The sequence below is a fragment of the Serinicoccus chungangensis genome (assembly GCF_006337125.1).
In the GTDB taxonomy this organism is placed as follows: domain Bacteria; phylum Actinomycetota; class Actinomycetes; order Actinomycetales; family Dermatophilaceae; genus Ornithinicoccus; species Ornithinicoccus chungangensis.
Map to the genome: position 1 here is coordinate 513,083 of NZ_CP040887.1, position 18,143 is coordinate 531,225.

18 protein-coding genes and 1 tRNA gene are annotated in these 18,143 nt (G+C 75.4%); 13 read left to right on the forward strand and 6 right to left on the reverse strand.

The window, feature by feature from the left end; all coding sequences use genetic code 11:
• Position 1 precedes the first annotated feature (1 nt).
• Complete coding sequence (locus tag FHD63_RS02355; RefSeq protein WP_139719811.1) at positions 2-1,102, reverse strand: hemolysin family protein; 1,101 nt, start codon at positions 1,100-1,102, stop codon at positions 2-4.
• Entirely contained in the window at positions 1,099-2,544 is a 1,446-nt protein-coding gene (locus FHD63_RS02360; RefSeq protein WP_139719813.1) for a hemolysin family protein, read from the reverse strand. The genes FHD63_RS02355 and FHD63_RS02360 overlap by 4 nt, the downstream gene beginning before the upstream one ends.
• Before the next feature lie 124 nt (positions 2,545-2,668).
• On the opposite strand from FHD63_RS02360, the gene FHD63_RS02365 reads away from it, so the two are divergent.
• The 4 genes from FHD63_RS02365 to FHD63_RS16845 all read left to right on the forward strand — a co-directional run bounded on the left by FHD63_RS02365 (position 2,669) and on the right by FHD63_RS16845 (position 7,626).
• Entirely contained in the window at positions 2,669-3,088 is a 420-nt protein-coding gene (locus FHD63_RS02365) for a FluC/FEX family fluoride channel (protein WP_238705736.1), read from the forward strand.
• Positions 3,085-3,462 carry a CrcB family protein gene (locus FHD63_RS02370; RefSeq protein WP_202978403.1) on the forward strand — a complete coding sequence of 126 codons (378 nt, stop codon included), beginning with the start codon at positions 3,085-3,087 and terminating at the stop codon, positions 3,460-3,462. Before FHD63_RS02365 ends, FHD63_RS02370 begins: the two co-directional genes overlap by 4 nt.
• Positions 3,463-3,577: 115 nt before the next feature.
• On the forward strand, positions 3,578-4,825 hold the full coding sequence (locus tag FHD63_RS02375; RefSeq protein WP_202978404.1) for a metallophosphoesterase family protein: 1,248 nt from the start codon (positions 3,578-3,580) through the stop codon (positions 4,823-4,825).
• Positions 4,822-7,626, forward strand: a complete 2,805-nt coding sequence (locus FHD63_RS16845; protein WP_139719815.1) for an AAA family ATPase — start codon at positions 4,822-4,824, stop codon at positions 7,624-7,626. The genes FHD63_RS02375 and FHD63_RS16845 overlap by 4 nt, the downstream gene beginning before the upstream one ends.
• Before the next feature lie 6 nt (positions 7,627-7,632).
• Here FHD63_RS16845 and FHD63_RS02385 read toward each other — a convergent pair whose 3' ends face one another.
• Entirely contained in the window at positions 7,633-8,100 is a 468-nt protein-coding gene (locus tag FHD63_RS02385; RefSeq protein ID WP_139719817.1) for an OsmC family protein, read from the reverse strand.
• 80 nt (positions 8,101-8,180) lie between these two features.
• Here FHD63_RS02385 and FHD63_RS02390 point away from each other — a divergent pair, with 80 nt between their 5' ends.
• The 3 genes from FHD63_RS02390 (at position 8,181) to FHD63_RS02400 (ending at position 9,541) form a co-directional block, all read left to right on the forward strand.
• Positions 8,181-8,645: an SRPBCC family protein gene (locus tag FHD63_RS02390; protein WP_139719819.1), complete on the forward strand. Its 465-nt coding sequence runs from the start codon at positions 8,181-8,183 to the stop codon at positions 8,643-8,645.
• A 184-nt stretch (positions 8,646-8,829) separates the two neighbouring features.
• Positions 8,830-8,902 (forward strand) — tRNA-Arg (locus FHD63_RS02395).
• Positions 8,903-8,929: 27 nt separating this feature from the next.
• Positions 8,930-9,541, forward strand: coding sequence for a hypothetical protein (locus tag FHD63_RS02400; RefSeq protein WP_139719821.1), 612 nt, complete (start codon positions 8,930-8,932; stop codon positions 9,539-9,541).
• Positions 9,542-9,547: 6 nt separating this feature from the next.
• Here the strand turns inward: FHD63_RS02400 and FHD63_RS02405 are convergent, their stop codons facing one another.
• Positions 9,548-10,024, reverse strand: a complete 477-nt coding sequence (locus FHD63_RS02405; protein WP_139719823.1) for a GyrI-like domain-containing protein — start codon at positions 10,022-10,024, stop codon at positions 9,548-9,550.
• 90 nt (positions 10,025-10,114) lie between these two features.
• Here FHD63_RS02405 and FHD63_RS02410 point away from each other — a divergent pair, with 90 nt between their 5' ends.
• The 6 genes from FHD63_RS02410 to FHD63_RS15890 all read left to right on the forward strand — a co-directional run bounded on the left by FHD63_RS02410 (position 10,115) and on the right by FHD63_RS15890 (position 16,793).
• Positions 10,115-11,176, forward strand: a complete 1,062-nt coding sequence (locus FHD63_RS02410; protein WP_139719825.1) for an FUSC family protein — start codon at positions 10,115-10,117, stop codon at positions 11,174-11,176.
• Between the two features lie 72 nt (positions 11,177-11,248).
• Positions 11,249-11,593, forward strand: coding sequence for a UBP-type zinc finger domain-containing protein (locus FHD63_RS02415; protein WP_139719827.1), 345 nt, complete (start codon positions 11,249-11,251; stop codon positions 11,591-11,593).
• A gap of 48 nt (positions 11,594-11,641) precedes the next feature.
• Complete coding sequence (locus FHD63_RS02420) at positions 11,642-12,904, forward strand: MFS transporter (protein ID WP_139719829.1); 1,263 nt, start codon at positions 11,642-11,644, stop codon at positions 12,902-12,904.
• A 100-nt stretch (positions 12,905-13,004) separates the two neighbouring features.
• Positions 13,005-14,204, forward strand: coding sequence for a DUF4011 domain-containing protein (locus FHD63_RS02425; protein WP_139719831.1), 1,200 nt, complete (start codon positions 13,005-13,007; stop codon positions 14,202-14,204).
• Entirely contained in the window at positions 14,170-16,575 is a 2,406-nt protein-coding gene (locus FHD63_RS02430; RefSeq protein ID WP_139719832.1) for a hypothetical protein, read from the forward strand. Before FHD63_RS02425 ends, FHD63_RS02430 begins: the two co-directional genes overlap by 35 nt.
• 44 nt (positions 16,576-16,619) lie before the next feature.
• Positions 16,620-16,793 (forward strand): hypothetical protein, encoded by a 174-nt coding sequence (locus FHD63_RS15890; protein ID WP_158068374.1) that lies wholly within the window; start codon positions 16,620-16,622, stop codon positions 16,791-16,793.
• A gap of 109 nt (positions 16,794-16,902) precedes the next feature.
• On the opposite strand, the gene mscL is transcribed toward FHD63_RS15890, so the two are convergent.
• Together mscL and FHD63_RS02440 are read right to left on the reverse strand one after the other, a co-directional pair.
• Complete coding sequence (mscL, locus tag FHD63_RS02435; protein ID WP_139719834.1) at positions 16,903-17,310, reverse strand: large conductance mechanosensitive channel protein MscL; 408 nt, start codon at positions 17,308-17,310, stop codon at positions 16,903-16,905.
• A 176-nt stretch (positions 17,311-17,486) separates the two neighbouring features.
• Positions 17,487-18,119, reverse strand: a complete 633-nt coding sequence (locus FHD63_RS02440) for an SAF domain-containing protein (RefSeq protein WP_139719836.1) — start codon at positions 18,117-18,119, stop codon at positions 17,487-17,489.
• Between the last annotated feature and the right edge of the window lie 24 nt (positions 18,120-18,143).

An 18,143-nucleotide genomic window follows, 5' to 3' on the forward strand; every position in this document is an offset into this window, starting at 1 on the left:
CTCAGGCGTTCCCGGTCCGGGCGCCCACCGCGTCCGGCTCGGCGGCGGCGTCGGTGTCCGACTCGTCGTCGAACTCGCCGAGGATCTGCTCGAGGATGTCCTCCATCGAGGCCATGCCCACGGCCCGCCCCTGCTCGTCCCGCACGAGGGCGAGCTGCCCGCGCTGCTGCCGCAGGCTGGAGACGGCGTCGATGAGCGGCATCGACGCCGGCAGGGAGGCGACCGGCTGGAGGAAGTCGCCGAGGGGCCGGTCGCCACGCCCCTGCGCCGAGGCGAGGATGGCGTCGCGCACGTGGACCAGGCCGCGGATGCGCTGCTGGCCCTCCCGGCCGGTGGGCTCGACGACGAACAGCCGGGAGCGCCCGCTCCGGTGGCTGATCCGCTCGACGTCCGCCGCCGTCGCGGTCCGCAGGATCGTCACCGCCCGGGTGGTCGGGAACATCACCGACTCCACCGTCTCCTCCTCGAGCCGGAGGGCACCGGTGAGGATCTGGTGGTCGGCGTCCTCGAGCACGCCGTGCTCGTGCGACTGGGCCAGGAGCAGCTGCAGGTCGGCGGGGGTCTGGGCGTTGCCGAGCGCGTCGACCGGGTCGATCCCGCCGAGGCGGAGCAGCTGGTTGGCGAGGGCGTTCATCAGCCACAGCACGGGCCGTGCCACCCAGGTGAAGGCGCGGAAGGGCAGGGCCAGCATCATGGCCGAGCTCTCCGGGTGCGAGATGGCCCACGACTTGGGCGCCATCTCCCCGACCACCATGTGCAGGAAGACCACGAGGGAGACGGCGATGGCCACCGCGATGGCGTGCACCGCCACGTCGGGCACGCCGAGGGCGTGGATGACCGGCTCGAGGAGGTAGGCGACCGCCGGCTTGGCCAGCGCGCCGAGGGCCAGGGTGCACAGGGTGATGCCCAGCTGGGCGCCGGCCAGCATGAGCGACAGCTCCCGGGAGGCGTCCACGGCGGCCCGGGCGGCGCGGCTGCCGGCCTCCGCGCGCTCCTCCAGCCGGTGCCGCTTGGCCGCGACGACCGCGAACTCGGCCCCGACGAAGAAGCCGTTGGCGACGAGGAGCAGCACGCTGACGAGGAGGGCCTGGGTGGTGCTCACCGGGTCACCTCCACGCCGTCCGCGCCGGAGGGCGCGGCGATGACGAGCCCGTCACCGAGGTGCTCGCGCTCCTCCTCGGCGAGCTCGTGCCACTCGTCCAGGGTCCGCGTCACCAGGGGGCTGAGGGTCACGACCTCGGGGACGTAGCGCCGCGTCCGCACGACGTCCAGGCGGGCGAGGTGGACGTACTCCTCACCCTCGCCGTCGCGGCTGGTCCACGTGACCACGACGCTGTCCCCGTCCTCGGCCGTGCGCCCCAGCTGGTCCAGGACGAGCCCGGACAGGGTGTCGTAGTGCTCGTGCGTGGGCAGCTCGACCCCCGTGAGCTGAGCGACCTCGTCGATGCGCAGCCGCGCCGAGAGGTCCCAGACGCCCCCGGCGCGCGCGGCGCTCGTCGCCTCGTCGTCGTCGTCCTCGTCCCAGATCTCGCCGACGACCTCCTCAGCCACGTCCTCGAAGGTGACGATGCCGGCGAAGCCGCCGTACTCGTCGACCACGACGGCCAGCTGCTGGTGCCCGGCGCGCAGCGCCTCCAGCACCTTCGGCAGGGGCAGCGACTCGGGCAGGATGAGCGCGTCGTCCGTGAGGTCGCGCACGAGGGTGGTGTGCCGGGCCTGCGGCTCGACGGCCAGCAGGTCGTGCAGGCCGATGACGCCGACGATGTCGTCGATGTCGCGGCCCACGACGGGGAAGCGGGAGTGCCCGCTCTCGAGCGCCTCGAGCACCACCCCGGCCGGCTCGTCGGCCTGGATGGTCTGCACCGAGGTCCGCGGTGTCATGACCTCCTCGGCCACCCGGTCGCGGAAGGCGAGGCCGCGGCCCAGCAGGGTCGAGAGCTCCTCGTCGAGGGTGCCGCCGCTGTGCGACTCGGCGATGATCCGGGTGAGGTCCTCCGGGGTCGCCCCCTGGGGCAGCTCCTCGACCGGCTCGATGCCCACCGAGCGCAGCAGCGCGTTCGAGGCCCGGTCGAAGAGGGCGATGACCGGGCCGAGGACGGTGAGGTAGACCAGGGTGCTGCGCGAGAGCGCCCTGGCCAGCGGCACCGGACGGGCGATCGCCCAGTTCTTGGGGCCCAGCTCGCCGATGACCATCTGCAGCACCGTGGAGAAGGTGAGGGTGGCCACGGAGAAGAGCGAGATCATGGCGGCGCGCGCGAGCCAGCCGGAGTCGGCATACGACTCGGTCAACCCCCGCACCAGCAGCGCCTCGCCGAGGTAGCCGACCATGAGCGCCGTGACGGTGATCCCGAACTGCGCCCCGGAGAGGGTGAACGAGAGTCGCGAGGTGACCTTGAGCGCCCGCTGCGCCGGGGCGTCCCCCTGGTCCGCGAGCTGGCGCAGCCGACCACGGTCGACGCTGACGTAGGCGAACTCCTGGGCGACGAAGTAGCCCGTCATGAGGGTGAGGACGATGATGACGGCGATGCCGCCGACGATCAGCACGTGATGTCCCCCGCATCACAGGTCAGCCGGACGGCGGTGCCGCCCGGCCCGGGACTCGGAGGTTGCGCGTCGGGGCCCGATCGATCCATGACGACCAGTGTACGACCGCCGGTAGGGTCGCACCGTGTCCTCGTCCCCAGGGTCCGTCCGGCACCCGCTGCACCCGCAGACCCTGGTCGCCGTCGCGGCCGGCGGAGCGGTGGGGTCCCTCCTGAGGTGGGCGGTGGAGGTGGCGCTCGTGCCCCAGGCCGGGCCCGGCGGGTGGCCGTGGGCGACGATGCTGGCCAACGTGCTGGGCAGCGCCGCGCTGGCGTGGCTGGTGGTGCACGACGACCACGTCGGCCACGCCTGGTGGGTGAGGCCCGGTGTCGGCACCGGGCTGCTCGGGGGGTTCACGACCTTCTCCACGTATGCCGTGCAGGTGGCCGTCCTCGGGACGGCCGGCCCGGTGACCGCCCTGCTCTACCTGGTCCTCACCGTGCTCCTCTGCGTCGGGGCGGCCGCGCTGGCCGGGGGAGCGGCGCTGCGGCGGGTGCGGCGGTGACCGGGGGGGTGCCCGCCCTGGTGGCGGTCCTGTGCGTCGCCGTCGGCGGCGCCGTGGGTGCGGTGCTGCGGCACCTCGTCTCGCGACCCCCGCTCGGCCCGGTGCGCGGGGTGCTCCTCGTCAACGTCGTGGGGGCGGCGGCGCTGGGCGTGCTGGTCGGCCTCTCCGGGACCCTCGCCCCCTGGCTGCTCCTGCTGCTGGGCACCGGGCTGTGCGGGGCGCTGACCACGTGGAGCACCCTGGCGGTGCACACCTGGCAGATCGGGCGCCGCGCGCGGGGCCGGGCGGCGGCCTACCTCGGCCTGACGCTGGCGCTCGGCGTCCCCGCCGCGCTGCTCGCCCGGGCCGCGACCGCCGCCGTCGTGGGGTCGTGAGGCGGCCGCACGGGGGCCGGATCGCCGACACGGCCGGCGCCTGCCCGGGTCTGTCGGTGCCCTCTCCTACCGTGGGACCGACACCCCGGCCGGAGACGAGAGGAGGGCGGACGCGATGGTGCGGCTCCTGCACACCGCCGACTGGCAGATCGGGCTGACCCGCCGTTTCCTCGAGCCGGAGGCCCAGGCCCGGTTCAGCGCGGCCCGCGTCGAGGCGATCCGGGCCCTGGGGCGGGTGGCCCAGGAGCAGGGGTGCGGGTTCGTCGTGGTCAGCGGGGACGTCTTCGAGAGCAACCACCTCACCGGGCAGACGGTGCGCCGCGCCCTGGAGGCCCTGCGCGAGGTGCCGGTGCCGGTCTACCTCCTGCCCGGCAACCACGACCCCCTCGACGCCGCCTCCGTCTACCGCTCCGACGTCTTCGTCCGCGAGTGCCCCCCGCACGTGCACGTCCTGCACACCGCCGGGGTGCACGAGGTGGCACCAGGGGTGGAGCTCGTGGCCGCCCCCTGGGAGAGCAAGCACCCGGGCCGTGACCTCGTGGGCGAGGCGGTCGACCTGCTGCCCGAGGGCCCGGCCCCGGCCGGTGTCGTGCGGGTGGTCGTCGGGCACGGCGGGGTCGACGACTTCGACCCGCAGTGGCGCCACGCGGCGACGATCCGCACGGCGCCGCTGGCGTCCGCGCTGGACGAGGGCCGGGTCCACTACGTGGCGCTGGGCGACCGGCACTCCCGCACCCCGGTGGCCGGGCGCGAGGACCTCCACTACCCCGGCGCCCCGGAGCCCACCCGGGAGACCGAGGTCGACCCCGGGCAGGTGCTCGTCGTGGACATCGACCCCGGCCTGGCCGCGACAGAGCGCGTGCAGGTGACGCCGCACCCCGTCGCGACGTGGCGCTTCCTCGTCCTCGAGCGGGAGGTCGACACCGACGCGGACCTGGACGCGCTGGACGCCGAGCTGCACGGCCTGGCCGACAAGGACCGCACGGTCCTCTTCCTCAACCTGCGCGGCACCCTGACCGTCGCGCAGCACGCCCGGCTCGAGGAGCTGCGGGAGCGGCACGGCGACCGCCTCGGCGCGCTGGTCGAGCGGGAGCAGCACCATGAGGTCGTGGTCGTCTCCGATGACGACGTGTGGCGCGAGCTCGGCCTCGGGGGCTACCTCGCGGCCGCGGTCGACGAGATGCAGACGCAGGCGCAGACGCCGACCTCGCGGGCCGAGGCTCCCTCGGCGACCCGGCACGACGAGGGGGGCGGGGGCGAGGTCACCCCCCGCGGCGGTCTCGTCGTGGGTCGGGCCGACGACGACGAGAGCGCCCGGGACGCGCTCTCGCTGCTCTACCGGCTGACCAGGAGCCGGTCATGAGGCTGCACCGGATCACCCTGCGGGACGTGCGCGGCGTCTCCCAGCGCACGGTCCTTCTCCCCGACAGCGGCGTGGTCGTGGTGGAGGGGCCCAACGAGGTCGGCAAGTCGACGCTCCTGGAGGCCTTCGACCGGCTGCTGGACCTCAAGGCCACCTCCCGCAGCGCGAAGGCCCAGGCGCTGCAGCCGATCGGTCGCGACGTGGGCCCCTTCGTCGAGGCCGAGTTCACCATCGGGGGGACCCGGGTGCGGCTGGCCAAGCAGTGGCTGCGCAGCCCGCGCACCGAGCTGGAGATCCTCGGCGAGCGTCCCGAGCAGCTGGCCGGGTCCGCCGCGCAGGCACGTCTGGAGCAGCTCGTCGCCCACCTCGACACCACCTTGTGGGACGCGCTGCGGCTGGCGCAGTCCGACGACGGCACCCTCGTGCCGCTGATGTCCAGCGGTGTCCTGCAGCAGGCGCTGGACGCCGCGGCGGATGCGCACCTGCACGACGGTGACGGCGAGCAGGTGCTGGGGATGGTCGAGGACGAGTACCTCCGCTACTTCACAGGGCGGACCGGTCGGCCCACCGGCGACTACCGGGGGGCGATCGAGGCCTACCACGCCGCGTCGACCGAGGTCGCCGAGGCGCACCGTCGCCTGGTCGAGGCCGAGGACCTCCTGGAGCGCCAGCAGCAGGCCCGGGAGGCGGTCGGGCGTGCGGTGGAGCAGGTGGCCGGTCGCGAGGGAGACCTGCGCGGCGCGCAGCAGGAGGCCGACGCGGTGGCCGAGGTCGTGGCCCGGCACGAGAAGGCCGCGGACCGGTGCGACCGGGCTCGGAGCGCCGCCGAGTCGGCCCGCCAGGCCCACGCCCGTCGCCTCGAGCAGGTCGAGGGCCTCACCCGCCTGGACGAGGCGGTGGTGGCGCTCGAGCAGCAGCTCGCCGACCTCGCCGACCGGGGCGGGTCGTCGCGGTCGCGGGTCACCACCGCGCAGGAGGAGCTCTCGACGGCCGAGGCCGCGGTGGAGGAGGCCGAGGACCTCCTGGAGCGGGCCCGGGAGACCCGCGAGGTGGCCGATCGACGCGTCGAGCGCGCCCGGTGCCACCGGGAGCTGGCCGGCCTGGAGCAGGTGGTGACCGTCCTCGACCAGCAGCTGCGGGTCGTGCTGCGGGAGCGGGAGTCCGGCCCCCGGGCGCCGGTCACCGAGACCCAGCGGCGGGAGGTCGACCGGCTGGAGCGGGACGTCGAGCTGCTCCGGGCGCGCCACGAGGCGGCCAGCGCCGCCGTGCAGGTGGAGGCCTGGGCCGACGGGGTGAGCGTGGGCGCCCTGGAGGGGTCCGGCGACGGCCCGGTCGGCCTCCGCGCCGGGCAGGTGCGGGAGCTCGCGGCGACCGACGACCTCGAGGTGCTCGTGCCGGGGGCCGCCCGCGTCGTGGTGCGCTCGCCGGCCGCGGCCGCCCGCAGGGAGGAGCTGGACCGCGCGTGCGCGGCGCTCGCCCGCCTGCTCGAGGAGCTGGGCTGCGCGAGCGTCGACGAGGTCGCGACCCGGGCCGACGCCACGGCGCAGGCGGCCGACCGGCTGCGCGAGTCCGAGCGCGACCTGACCTCCCTGCTCGCCGCCCAGGGCGTCCCGGCAGCCCTCCAGCGCGAGGCCCTGGCGACGGCGCGCGTGCCGGCGGCCCTGCAGGACCGCCTGCGGGTCTGCCGCGAGCGCGCGGCGGCCCTCGCGGCACCCGCGCCCGGACCGGGCGGCGACGCGTCCACGGGCCCCGAGGGGCAGCAGGCCGACGGGCCGGCCACGGGCGGCCGGGAGGCCACCGAGGAGCAGGCCCGGCGGGCCGCGGCGACGGCCGCCGAGGCCGAGCGGGCCGCCGGCCGCCGCGTGCGGCAGGCGCGCGAGGCCCGCCGGGAGGCTGCCGTCGCCGCCGCGTCCGCGCGAGACGAGGCCGCCGCGCTGACCGCCGCCCTGGACCGCCTGCACGGGCGCCTCGCGAGCGAGCGCACCCGCCTGGAGCACGAGCGGCAGCTGCTCGAGCGTGAGCGGGTGGAGCAGGCCGACGGTGTGCTGCTCGACCTCGCCCGGGACCACGCGGAGGCGCTCGCCGCCGCCCAGGGGGAGCTCCGGCTCGCCGAGGAGGCCGTGCGCGCCGCGGACGTCCCGAGCCTGGCCGCGCGGGTGCAGACCGCGCAGGCGGCCCTGGCGAGCGCCCGGGACGACCTGGGCCGGACCCGGGAGCTGCTGCACGGCCTCACCGGCCAGGTCGAGCTGGCGGCCAGCGAGGGCCGTCAGGAGCTCTACGCCCTCGCCGAGTCCGCGCTCGACGACGCCGAGCGGCGCCTGGCCGTCCTGGACCGCCGGGCCCGTGCGGTGCGACACCTGCGCGGCACCCTGCGCGAGCACCGCGAGTCGGCGCACCGCGCCTACGTCCGGCCGTTCACCGACGCGCTCGAGCGCCTCGGCCGTCAGGTCTACGGCCCCACCTTCGCCGTGACCGTCGACGAGCAGCTGAGCGTGCGCGCCCGCACGCTCGACGGGCTGACGGTGCCCTTCGAGGAGCTCTCCGGCGGCGCCAAGGAACAGCTCGGCATCCTCGCCCGGATCGCGGTGGCCCACCTCGTGGACCCGGCCCACGGGGTGCCCGTGGTCATCGACGACGCGCTGGGCTACTCCGACCCGCGACGGCTGGAGCAGATGGGCCGGGTGTTCTCCTTCGCCCGCGGCACGTCCGGGGAGGACGTCCAGGTGATCCTGCTCACCTGCACCCCGGACCGCTACGCCGCGATCCCCGACGCCCACACGGTCCGGCTGGCCGCGTCCTGAGGGACCTCACCCCGACACCCGGGTCGTCGGCTCGTGGTGCACCGGGAAGCTGACCGACGCCGCGATGAAACAGGCCTCCCCCGCCTCGACGTGCAGCTGGGGCACCAGGTCCACGTGGGAGGGGTCGGCCACCGTGACCACCGGCCGCAGCACCACCTGGGTGAAGCGGCCCCCGAGACCGGACTGCTCCAGCGTGCCGACGGGGGCGTCCTCGTAGTCCACGACCGTGACGCCCCGGGTGACGGCGACGTGCAGGAAGGACAGGAGGTGGCACTCGCTCAGGGCCGCCACGAGCAGGACCTCGGGGTTCCACCGGGACCGGTCCCCACGGAAGGCGCGGTCGGCGGACAGCTCGAGGTCCGGCATACCGCTGCTGCGGGCCAGCACGGCCCGGTCGTAGTCGCGGTACCCGGACGTCCCCGTGCCCCGGTTGCCCGTCCACGTCAGCTCCAGCTCGAAGGTGTGCGTCGCCATGCGGCCAGCGTGCCACGCGGGACCGGCGGGGGGCACGGTCTCGGGTCGCGCGAGACCCGCCCGCTCGTTAGCGTCGGGGTATGACTGATCAGACGAGTGTCACCGTCAGCCGCACCATCGACGCCCCGGCCAAGGACGTCTTCGAGGTGCTCACCCTGCCGGACAACCATGTCGCCATCGACGGCTCCGGCTTCGTGCTGTCCGTCGACCACGGCGACCGCATCACCTCGACCGGGCAGACTTTCCGGATGAACATGACCGGCGACCACATGGGCGGTGACTACCAGACGGACAACCACGTCACCGGCTACGACAAGGACAAGCTGGTGGCGTGGCAGACCGCCCCGGCCGACACGGACCCGCCCGGGTGGGAGTGGGTCTGGGAGCTGACCCCGCAGGGCCCGGACCACACCGAGGTCCGGCTGACCTACGACTGGGGCAAGGTCACCGACCAGGCGCTGCTCCAGAAGATCAGCTTCCCGCTCGTCTCGCAGGAGGAGTTGGAGACCAGCCTGGGCAACCTCGCCGCCGCGACCACCGGCTGAGCCTCTGCACCATCCCCGACGCCCGCCGTGCCCCCCGTGGTGCGGCGGGCGTCCGTCGTCCCGCGCCGCCGCCGGTCAGCCGTCGGCCCCGGCACCCGGCAGGCCCGCGGGCGTGGTGACCTGGCCATGCCCGCCACGGTCGGCGTGAGACGATGGGCCGGTTCCGGCCCCACCGGGCCGGTCCGCCCTCGTAGCTCAGGGGATAGAGCACCGCTCTCCTAAAGCGGGTGTCGCAGGTTCGAATCCTGCCGGGGGCACGTGCTGACGCATCCCGGAGGCACCCGGTGACCGAGGACCGGGAGGCGGAGTGGGAGGAGCGCCTGGCGCTGCCCGTGCTGGTCGCGGCCCTCGCCTCCGTGCCCGCGGTCTTCCTGACCCTCCTGGACGACCCTTACGCCACCGTGGGAGCCGTCACCAACGGGCTCACCGGGGCCGTCCTGCTCGCCGAGACCGTCATCCTCTTCCTCGTCACGACGGACAGGCGCTCCTGGGTCCGGCGGAACTGGTGGCTGATCCTGCTCACCGTGGCCGTGGTGCTGGCGGTGGTCCTGGCCGTCGGCCCGGTCCAGCTGCTCCGGCTGCTGCGGGTCGTCGGGGCGCTGCGGCTCATCCGGGCCGGACGGATCCTCAGGGCCGGCCGGCTGCTCCGGCGGCGGCTGGGGCTGACCGGCCGGTGGCAGCGGGTGCCCGGCATCCTCGCGACGCTCCTCGTCGCGCTGTTCGTCACCGTGGTCCTGGCCGACCCCACGTCCCAGAGCCGGGTGCTCCTCGACCGGCTGCTCGGCAGCACGGCCACGACCATCGCCACCGTGGTGGCCGGCCTGCTCCTGGGCCTCGCGACCTTCGTCGTGGTGCGGCAGCGCCGGCAGGACGCAGGCACCGGGAGGGCCGGGTGAGCCGGGTCACTCCTGCCGGGTGATGAAGCAGCTCAGCCGGGTCCGCATCCCGTCCGCGTCGACGTCCGGGCCGGGCTCGGTGAGGTACTCCTCGAGCATGCCTCCGTGGGCGTCCAGGCCCTGCTCGCGGACCCACTCGACGAGCCGCTGCCACGCGGGGCCGAGGCCGTCGTAGGAGCCCTCGTGGACGAGCTGGGCCGCCTGCCCACCGGGCAGCTGGAGGGTGTCCACCGGGGCAGCAGGGACGAAGGACAGGTCGATCTCGTGCCCGACCTGGACGTCGGTGGTGTCCCCGGGCGGGCTGAGGAACCAGGCGAACGCCGGCCCGCCCGGTGCCAGGTGCTGGCCCTCGAGCTGGCGGTGGAGGGTCCGGAAGGCGCTGTCGAAGAAGGACCGCACGTCCTCGGCCGGCAGGCCGAGGCCGGAGACGACGGCGACGTGCCGCGGGTCGATGGTCACCAGGGCGGGTGTCTGCTCGGTCATGCTGCATCTTCTCGCGTCGCCGGTGACCACGGCGGCCGGGGTGGGCGACCGTGCTGGTGCGCCCCTCGGTGCGATGCCATAGTCGGTCCCATGCCCACCCGTCTCCAGCGCGTGCGAGGCTGGCTCAGCCGGCCCGACGTGCGCAGCGACCTGGTCCAGATCCTCAAGAGCGTGCTCGCCGCGGTGGCGGCCTGGTGGGTCGCCGACGCGCTGCTCGACCTCGACCAGGCCTTCCTCGCCCCGTGGACCGCGCTCCTGACGGTGCACGCGACGGTCTACCGGACCCTGTCCCGGGGGACGCAGGCGGTGCTCGCCACCTCCGTCGGGGTCGTGCTCGCCTTCGCCGCGGTGCAGGTGGGCGGCCACGGCACGCTGACGCTGGCGCTCGCCCTGCTGCTCGCCATGGGCTTCGCCCGGGTGGGGCTGCTGCGCCACGAGGGGACCACCGTCGCGACCACCGTGCTCTTCGTCATCACCGCCTCGACCGACACCAGCTGGACCGGCCTCGTCGACCGGCTGGCCGCGACCGCCATCGGCGTCGTGCTGGCCCTCCTCGTCAACACCGTGCTCGCGGCACCGTTGCGCGACGAGAGCGCGCGGCAGCAGGTGGAGGAGATCGACCGCGGGCTGGGCCGGCTGCTCCAGGACATGGCCACCGGGCTGCGGGACCAGGCCGACGACGCGCCCACCGGGGACTGGGTGGACCGGACCAGGACCCTGGACCGGCGGCTGGACAGCGCCTGGCAGCTGGTCTACGAGGCGCAGGAGAGCACCTGGGGCAACCCGCGCCGTCGCCGCGCCTCCAGCAGCGAGGAGCTCTCCCGGGTGCTCATCCGGCTGGAGGAGGGCATCGCCCAGGTGCGGGGCATGTCCCGGCTGGTCCACGAGTCGGCGGTGGCGGCGGAGGAGTGGGACGGCGCCTTCCGGGAGCCCTTCATCGAGCTGCTCGACGAGCTGGGGCGGCGCATCGAGGACCCCGAGGCCGACGTCCAGGAGCTGCGTGGATGGACCGACAGGCTGGCCTCGGACCTCTCCGACGGGGGGCTGCCGGACCTGCGCTGGCCGCTCTACGGCGGGCTCATCGAGATGACGCGCGCCGTCATCACCATCGTGGACGACGTCGCGACCTCCGAGGTCGTCCGGCCCGGCTGAGCCCGGCGGCCGTGGGCTGACAGGCCTACGCTGGGGCACCAGGGATGGTCGAGCCACGACAGGGAGGTCGACATGAGCAGCGAGGCGATCGACACCGGGGTGCCGCCCAGCGGCACGGGGTGCGTGGAGTGCCTGGAGGGCGGCGGGTGGTGGGTCCACCTGCGGCGGTGCGCGCGCTGCGGGCACGTCGGGTGCTGCGACTCCTCCCCGGCGCAGCACGCCACCGCCCACGCCCGGGCCACCGGGCACGCCGTCGTGCAGAGCTTCGAGCCGGGGGAGGACTGGTTCTGGGACTACGACCGCGGCGAGCTGGTGGCCGGCCCGGAGCTGGCGGGCCCCACGAGCAGGCCCGTGGACCAGCCGGTCCCCGGCCCGGCCGGGGCCGTCCCGCCGAACTGGCGCCGGCAGGTCCGCTGAGCGCGACGCGGTGCGGGCGGGGTCGGCCGGTGCTGGGATAGTGCTCGCATGAGCGAGCCCGTGAGCCACACCACGGCGGTGCAGTCACGCACCGTGCTGACCCTCATGGGCAGCCAGACGCTCGGGGGCATCGGGGTGGCCAGCGGCATCGCCGTCGGCGCGATCGTGGCCGCGGACGTCAGCGGCCGCGACGCGCTGTCCGGACTGGCCACGACCACCCAGGTGCTGGGGGGAGCGCTGTTCACCATCCCCGTCGCAGCGCTCATGGGGCGGCGGGGTCGTCGCGCGGGCCTGGCGACGGCATACCTCGTCGGTGCGCTGGGTGCCGCGCTCGCCATCACCGCGACGGCCACCGGCGCCTTCTGGATGCTGCTGGTCGGCACCACCCTCTTCGGCGCCTCGACCACGGCCAACAGCCAGGCGAGGTATGCCGCGACCGACCTCGCCGTGCCCGAGCGCCGCGGGCGGCAGCTGAGCTGGGTGGTGTGGGCGACGACCATCGGCTCGGTCCTCGGGCCCAACATGGTGGGACCCGGCAAGGCGGTGGCCGGGGTGCTCGGGCTGCCGCCGCTGGCCGGCGCCTGGGTCTTCTCCTGCCTCGGCTTCCTGCTGGCCGCGGTGCTCCTGCACCTCGCGCTGCGACCCGACCCGTTGCTCACCGCCCGCCGGCTGGCCGGCGCGGAGACCGACCGCCCGCCGGGGCGGGAGGGCAACGTGGCCGACGGGCTGCGGACCATCGCGGCCACGCCCACCGCGCTCTGGGCGACCAGCGCGGTCACCGTCGGGCACGTCGTCATGGTGGCGGTCATGGTCATGACCCCCCTGCACATGCGGCACGGGCAGGCGGAGATCGAGCTCATCGGGCTGGTCATCAGCCTGCACATCCTCGGGATGTACGGCCTCGCGCCCGTCACGGGCCAGCTCACCGACCGTCTGGGGGCGCGCCCGGTCGTCCTGCTCGGCGTCGGGCTGCTGGTGCTGGCCTGCCTCCTGGCGGCGCTCAGCCAGGCCGGCTTCTCGGCCGGGCTCACCGCCGGGCTGGTGCTGCTCGGGCTCGGGTGGTCCTGCACCTTCGTGGCCGGCTCCGGCACGGTGGCGGGTTCGGTGCCGGTGGGTCAGCGGGCCTCGGTGCAGGGCGCTGCCGACCTGGTCATGGGCCTGACCGCCGCGGTCGGGGGTGCGCTGGCCGGGGTCGTCATGGACGTCTTCGGGTATGCCGTGCTCTGCGCGGTCGCCGCCCTCGCCGCCGCCGGGCTCGCGGCCTACACCGTGACGCGCGGCGAGCACGAGCGGCGCCCGGTCGGGGTGTAGGCCGGGACGGCCCCCGTACGCGGGCCGTCGGCAGCCCGGGTGGGGCCCGGTGGGTGTGGCGGAGGACGGCGTTGCCTCCCGGAGTCGTTAGCCTGGGTCGGTGAGTTCGCTGCGTCCCCCGAACACCCTCGACGAGGCCCGCGTCGAGGCGGTCCAGCGTGCCCGCACGCGCTGGCGCCACGAGGTCGCCGAGCTCGGGGGTGCCAACACCCTGCTCTGGCACCGCACCTCCCTCACCGGGACCTTCGACCTCAACCTCGCGCACCCCGGCGGGGTGGCCAAGCTGCTGTCGGGTCGGCCGACGCCGCTCTCGGACCTGGTGCGCGAGCAGGTGGCGTTCACCGACGCGGCCCGCCGGCTGGGGGGCATCCGCGACAAGGTCACCGAGATGCGCCGGGAGCACGGCCTGGAGACCAGCTTCCTCGCCATCGGCCTCGCGACCTGGACGCTCCACCGCGTGCCGGTGCCCCCGCGCGCCCCGGTGCTGCTGCGCGCCTGCACCATCACGCCGACCGACGCGGCCCACTCCGACTTCGTGCTCGAGCTGCACGAGGACGTCGTCTTCAACCCCGTCCTCGAGCACTACCTGCGCAGCGAGGCCCACCTCCAGCCGGACCCCGCGCTGCTGGCCGGGCTGTCGGCGCAGAGCCACGGCTTCGACCCCCGGCTGACCTACCGCGCGCTGGAGGACATCTGCGTCGAGATGGCCGGCTTCGCCATCGGGCCGCAGATGGTCATCAGCACCTTCCCCTGGGCCAAGCTGCCCCTGGTGACGTCGTACACCGGCGACCCGGAGCCGCTCGCCACCCACGACGTCGTCGCGGCGCTCGCGGGCGCCGACGTGCAGCTGCCCTCCACGTCCCCCGACCAGCAGCGGGCCGACGACCCGGCCCGGGAGCTGAGCGCCCTGGACGCGGACGCCTCCCAGCGGCTCGTGGTGGACGAGGTCTCCCACGGCGGCGACCTCGTCCTCGACACCCCGGCGGGCACCGGCGCCACCCAGACCATCGCCAACGTCGTCGTCGGTGCGCTCTCCGAGGGCCGCACCGTCATGGTCTGCTCGGAGGACCGCACGTCGCTGGAGGCGCTGCGCCGGCGCCTGGAGCACGTCGGGCTGGGCGACCTGTGCCTGGACCTGGCCGAGGACCCGGCCTCCATGCGGCAGACGCTGGCGCGGGTGCGGCACACCCTCGACCGGGCTGCCCGCCGAGGACGAGCCGGATCTCGGTCCGGACCCGCTCCCGGCCCGCGCCGACGCCCTCTCCGTGCTCCGCCGCGAGCAGGAGGTGCTGCACCGTGAGCACGCCCCCTGGGCGCTCAGCCTGGCCCGGACCGAGGACGACCTCGCGGCGCTGGCGACCCTCGCGCACCCGCCGGCGTCCCGGGTCCGGCTGCCGCTGGACGTCCTCGGCGAGCTCACCGAGGAGGAGCTGTCCGCCGTCACCGACGCCCTCATCGAGGCGGCCGACTGCGGTGCCTGGTCCGCCGCGCGCACCGAGGACCCCTGGTATGCCGCCCGCCTGGCCACCGAGGACGAGGCCGCCCGCGCCACCGAGGTCGTCGGGCGCCTGGTCGCCGGTGAGTTCAGCACGGCGCGCGAGCAGGCCGACGCGGTGTGCCGCGCCGCCGGGATGCCGGCGCCGGCGACGCTCGCGCAGTGGGCGCACCGGCTCGGGCTGATCGCCCGGGCGAGCGAGACCCTCGACCACTTCTCCCCGGGGATCTACGACGCGCCGCTGGACGACATGGTCGCCGCGACCGCGGACCGGGACGACGTGGAGCAGCGCCCCGGGGCGGTGGCCCGCGCCCGGCTGCGGCGCCAGGTGCGTCAGCAGCTGCGCCCCGGCACGCCCCCGCCCGAGCTCGCCCACCGGGTCCGCATGGCCCGCGACGAGCGTCGGGAGTGGGAGGAGGTGGCCGGCAAGGCCGCCCGCCCGACGGCCCCGGAGGGCTGGGAGGAGGCGCTGGCCGCGCACGCCCCCCTCGGGGAGGACCTCGCCTGGCTGGAGCAGGTCCTCACCGGCACCTCCGCCGGGCACGAGCTGTCGACCACCCATCTCGACACGGTGCTCGAGCGGCTCGTGCGGCTCGACGCCCGCTCCGAGCGCGCGGCCGTCGCCGCGCAGGCGCACCCGCTGCTGGCGCCGCTGCGGGAGCGGGGTCTCGGCGAGCTCGTCGACGACCTCGCCCGCCGCGGGGTCCCCGCCGACCGGGTCGCGCCCGAGGTGCGCTTCGTGCACCGCAGCTCGGTGCTCGACCATCTGACCTCCGACTCCGTCCCGCAGCAGGTCGGCGGCGAGGCGGTGCGCGAGGCCGAGCGGGCCTTCCGGGCCGCCGACCGCGCGCACCTGCACCGCAACGCCCTGCGAGCGCGGCGAGCCGTGCTCCGGCGGCTGCGGCGGACCCTCACCGGGCACGCCTCCCAGCTCGGTGCCTGGCAGCGGGCCCTGGACGCCAGCCGCGTGGGTGCCGTCGACTCGCGCGACATCATCAGCCGGGCGCCCGACGTCGTGCTCGCGGCGGCCCCGGTGCTGCTCACCAGCCCGCTCGCGGTGCCGGCGGTGCTGCCCCCGGACCTCACCGTCGACCTCGTGGTCGTCGACCACGCCGGGCGCACGACGACCGCACGCTCGGCCCCCGCGCTGGCCCGCGGACGCCGGGTGCTCGTCGTCGGTGACAGCGGCGGCCCCGGGCCCCGCGACTTCTCCGTCGTGGCCGATCCCCGGGCCGAGGTGGCCCCGGGTGCCGCCTCGATGCCGTCCCTGCTGCGCGATGCGTCGGCGGTGCTGCCGGTGCGCCACCTGGCCGTGCACTACCGCGCCCTCGACCAGGGGCTGGTGGCGCCCCTGGCCCCGCTCATGCCGCGGCCCGTCCACTCCTTCCCCGGTGTCGAGCGGGTCCCGAGCGTGCGCGAGCACGTGGTGCAGGGGCACGTGAGCATCCGGGTGGAGGCCGCGGTCCGCCTCGTGCTCAAGCACGCCCGGTCGGGGCCGGACAGCCTGCTGCTGGTCACCGAGGACGAGGCCGGCGCGGAGGACGCGGGCATCGCGCTGCGCCAGGCCATGCGCGGCGGTGACCTCCCCGCCTCGCTCTCCGACGACGAGCAGGACAGCGAGGCCTTCCTCGTGCTGCCGGTGCACCGCGTCGCGGGGCAGACGAGGGACAGGGTGGTCTGGCTCGGCTCGCCGGAGAGCGTCGCGACGCCGGAGAGCGCCGGGGCGGTGCTCGCCGCGGCCCGGCGCAGCGTCGACCTGGTGACCGAGACCCCGGTCGACACCTGGCCCGAGGCGGCCACCCACGGCGCCCGCATCGTGGCCCGCGCGCTCGTGCCCGACGCGGAGGAGCACGGCCACGGATCGGCCGTGCTGGCCGAGCTCGTCCGCCGCCTGCGCGCCGAGGGCCTGGACGTGCGCGAGGGCGTCGGCCACGGCCCGCACGCCGTCGACCTCGCGGTGGTCGCCGAGGAGGACCCGGACCGCTACGCCGTCGCCGTCGACGGTGACGGGCGGTCCGCGGCGGGCGCACCCGGTCGGGACGACGTGCGGCTGCGGCACGAGCAGCTGACCCGGATGGGGTGGACCCCCGTGCGGGTGCGCACCACCGACGTCTTCACCGACCCGGCCCGCGAGGTGGCCCGGGTCCTGCACGCCCTGCGCGGGCGGTCGGGGTGAGCCGACCGGGCGGAGAAAAGCGCCGTCGCGCCCCCCGGCGTGCCGTGGCCGCACCGACCAACCCGGCGGCCGACCAGTCCGACGAGGTCCCCGCCTCTCATGACGGCCGGTCCGTCCCCGGACAGCCCGAACGCGGCCGGGAGGCCGGGCGCGTGCCGCGCCGCCTCGACCCGCGGGACGACTGGATCCTCGAGCAGCGCCCGCCGCACTGGGACTGACGCCGCGTCGGGACATCCCCAGTGACATGCAGGACGCCCCGGCACAGGACGACGTGTCCGTGCCGGGGCGTCCCGGTGCGCGGTGAGCAGGTGCCCGCGGCTGCTCAGGTCAGAGCGAGCCGTCCGCGCGGCGCTGGGCCAGAAGGTCGCGGATCTCGCGGAGCGTGGCCACCTCGTCGGTGACGATCTCCTCCTCGACCGGCTTGTTGCGATTCATGCGCTCGCTCACCTTGTTCATCGGGGCGACGAGCACGAAGTACACAACGGCCGCGGTGAGCAGGAAGACGATGAGGGCGTTGATGATGGCCGCGAAGTCCATCGCGGTGTCGGCGCGACCGTTGATGATCTCGAACTTGAGACCGCCGACCTCGGCGCCGCCCGCCGCGTTGAGCAGCGGGGTGATGATGCTGGAGACGATGGTGTCGACGACCGCGGCGAAGGCCGAGCCGATGACGACCGCGACCGCCAGCTCGACCACGTTGCCGCGCATGATGAAGTCCTTGAAGCCGCTGAGCATGGCCTCTCCTTTCGTACGAGCGCAGGGCAGGGGCAGATCGCTCGTGGTGGTGGTGGTGGTGGTGGGTGGCCCGACCTCGGGACACGCCCCTCGGGCCAGTCGAGAAGTGTATACCGCCACCCGCGCTCTCGATCACCCTTTCGGGTGAGTCGGGAGTGTGAGGTTACTCACGCGCGTCAACCACCGGTCGCGCGGACCGCGACGAGCAGTGCAGCGCCGAGCGGGTCGGCGCCCCGGGCCGCGGCCAGGTCGCCGGCCGTGCCCTCGTCGACGGCCACCCACAGGCCGGGCTCCTCTCCCGTGCCGGGCCGTAGCACGAGCGCACCCCGGGCCACCCGGTCCCCGTCCACGGGGGAGTGGACGTCGATCCGGTCGCCGGCGACCGTGGCCGTCGCCACCGCCGCGTCGGTCACGGGCAGCCAGACCGCCACCTCACCCTCGAGCCCGTCGAGCAGCGCGCTGGCGCGCAGGTCCGCGGTCGTCAGCACCTCCCCGGCCTGCACCGGCACCGCGAGGGAGGCGCCGACCTCAGGGGCGGCGGAGAGGAACCCCTCGGGCAGCAGGTCCGGCGGCACGTGGCGCAGCTCGGTGTCGCGCGCGGACAGAGTGGTGCCGACGGCGAGCTGCCGGGCGGCGACGACCACCGGGACCTCGTCGGGCTGCGGGCGGGTCAGCACCAGGTGCAGGCTGCCGCCCACCGTGATCGCCGCGAGGGCCGCCGCCAGCCAGCGCCGCAGCACCGGATGTCGCAGCACACGGGCCAGCTCACGTCGGGAGGAGGTGCCGGATCGGGCTGCTCGTCGGGTCACCCTGGCGACGCTAGGCCCCGGTGC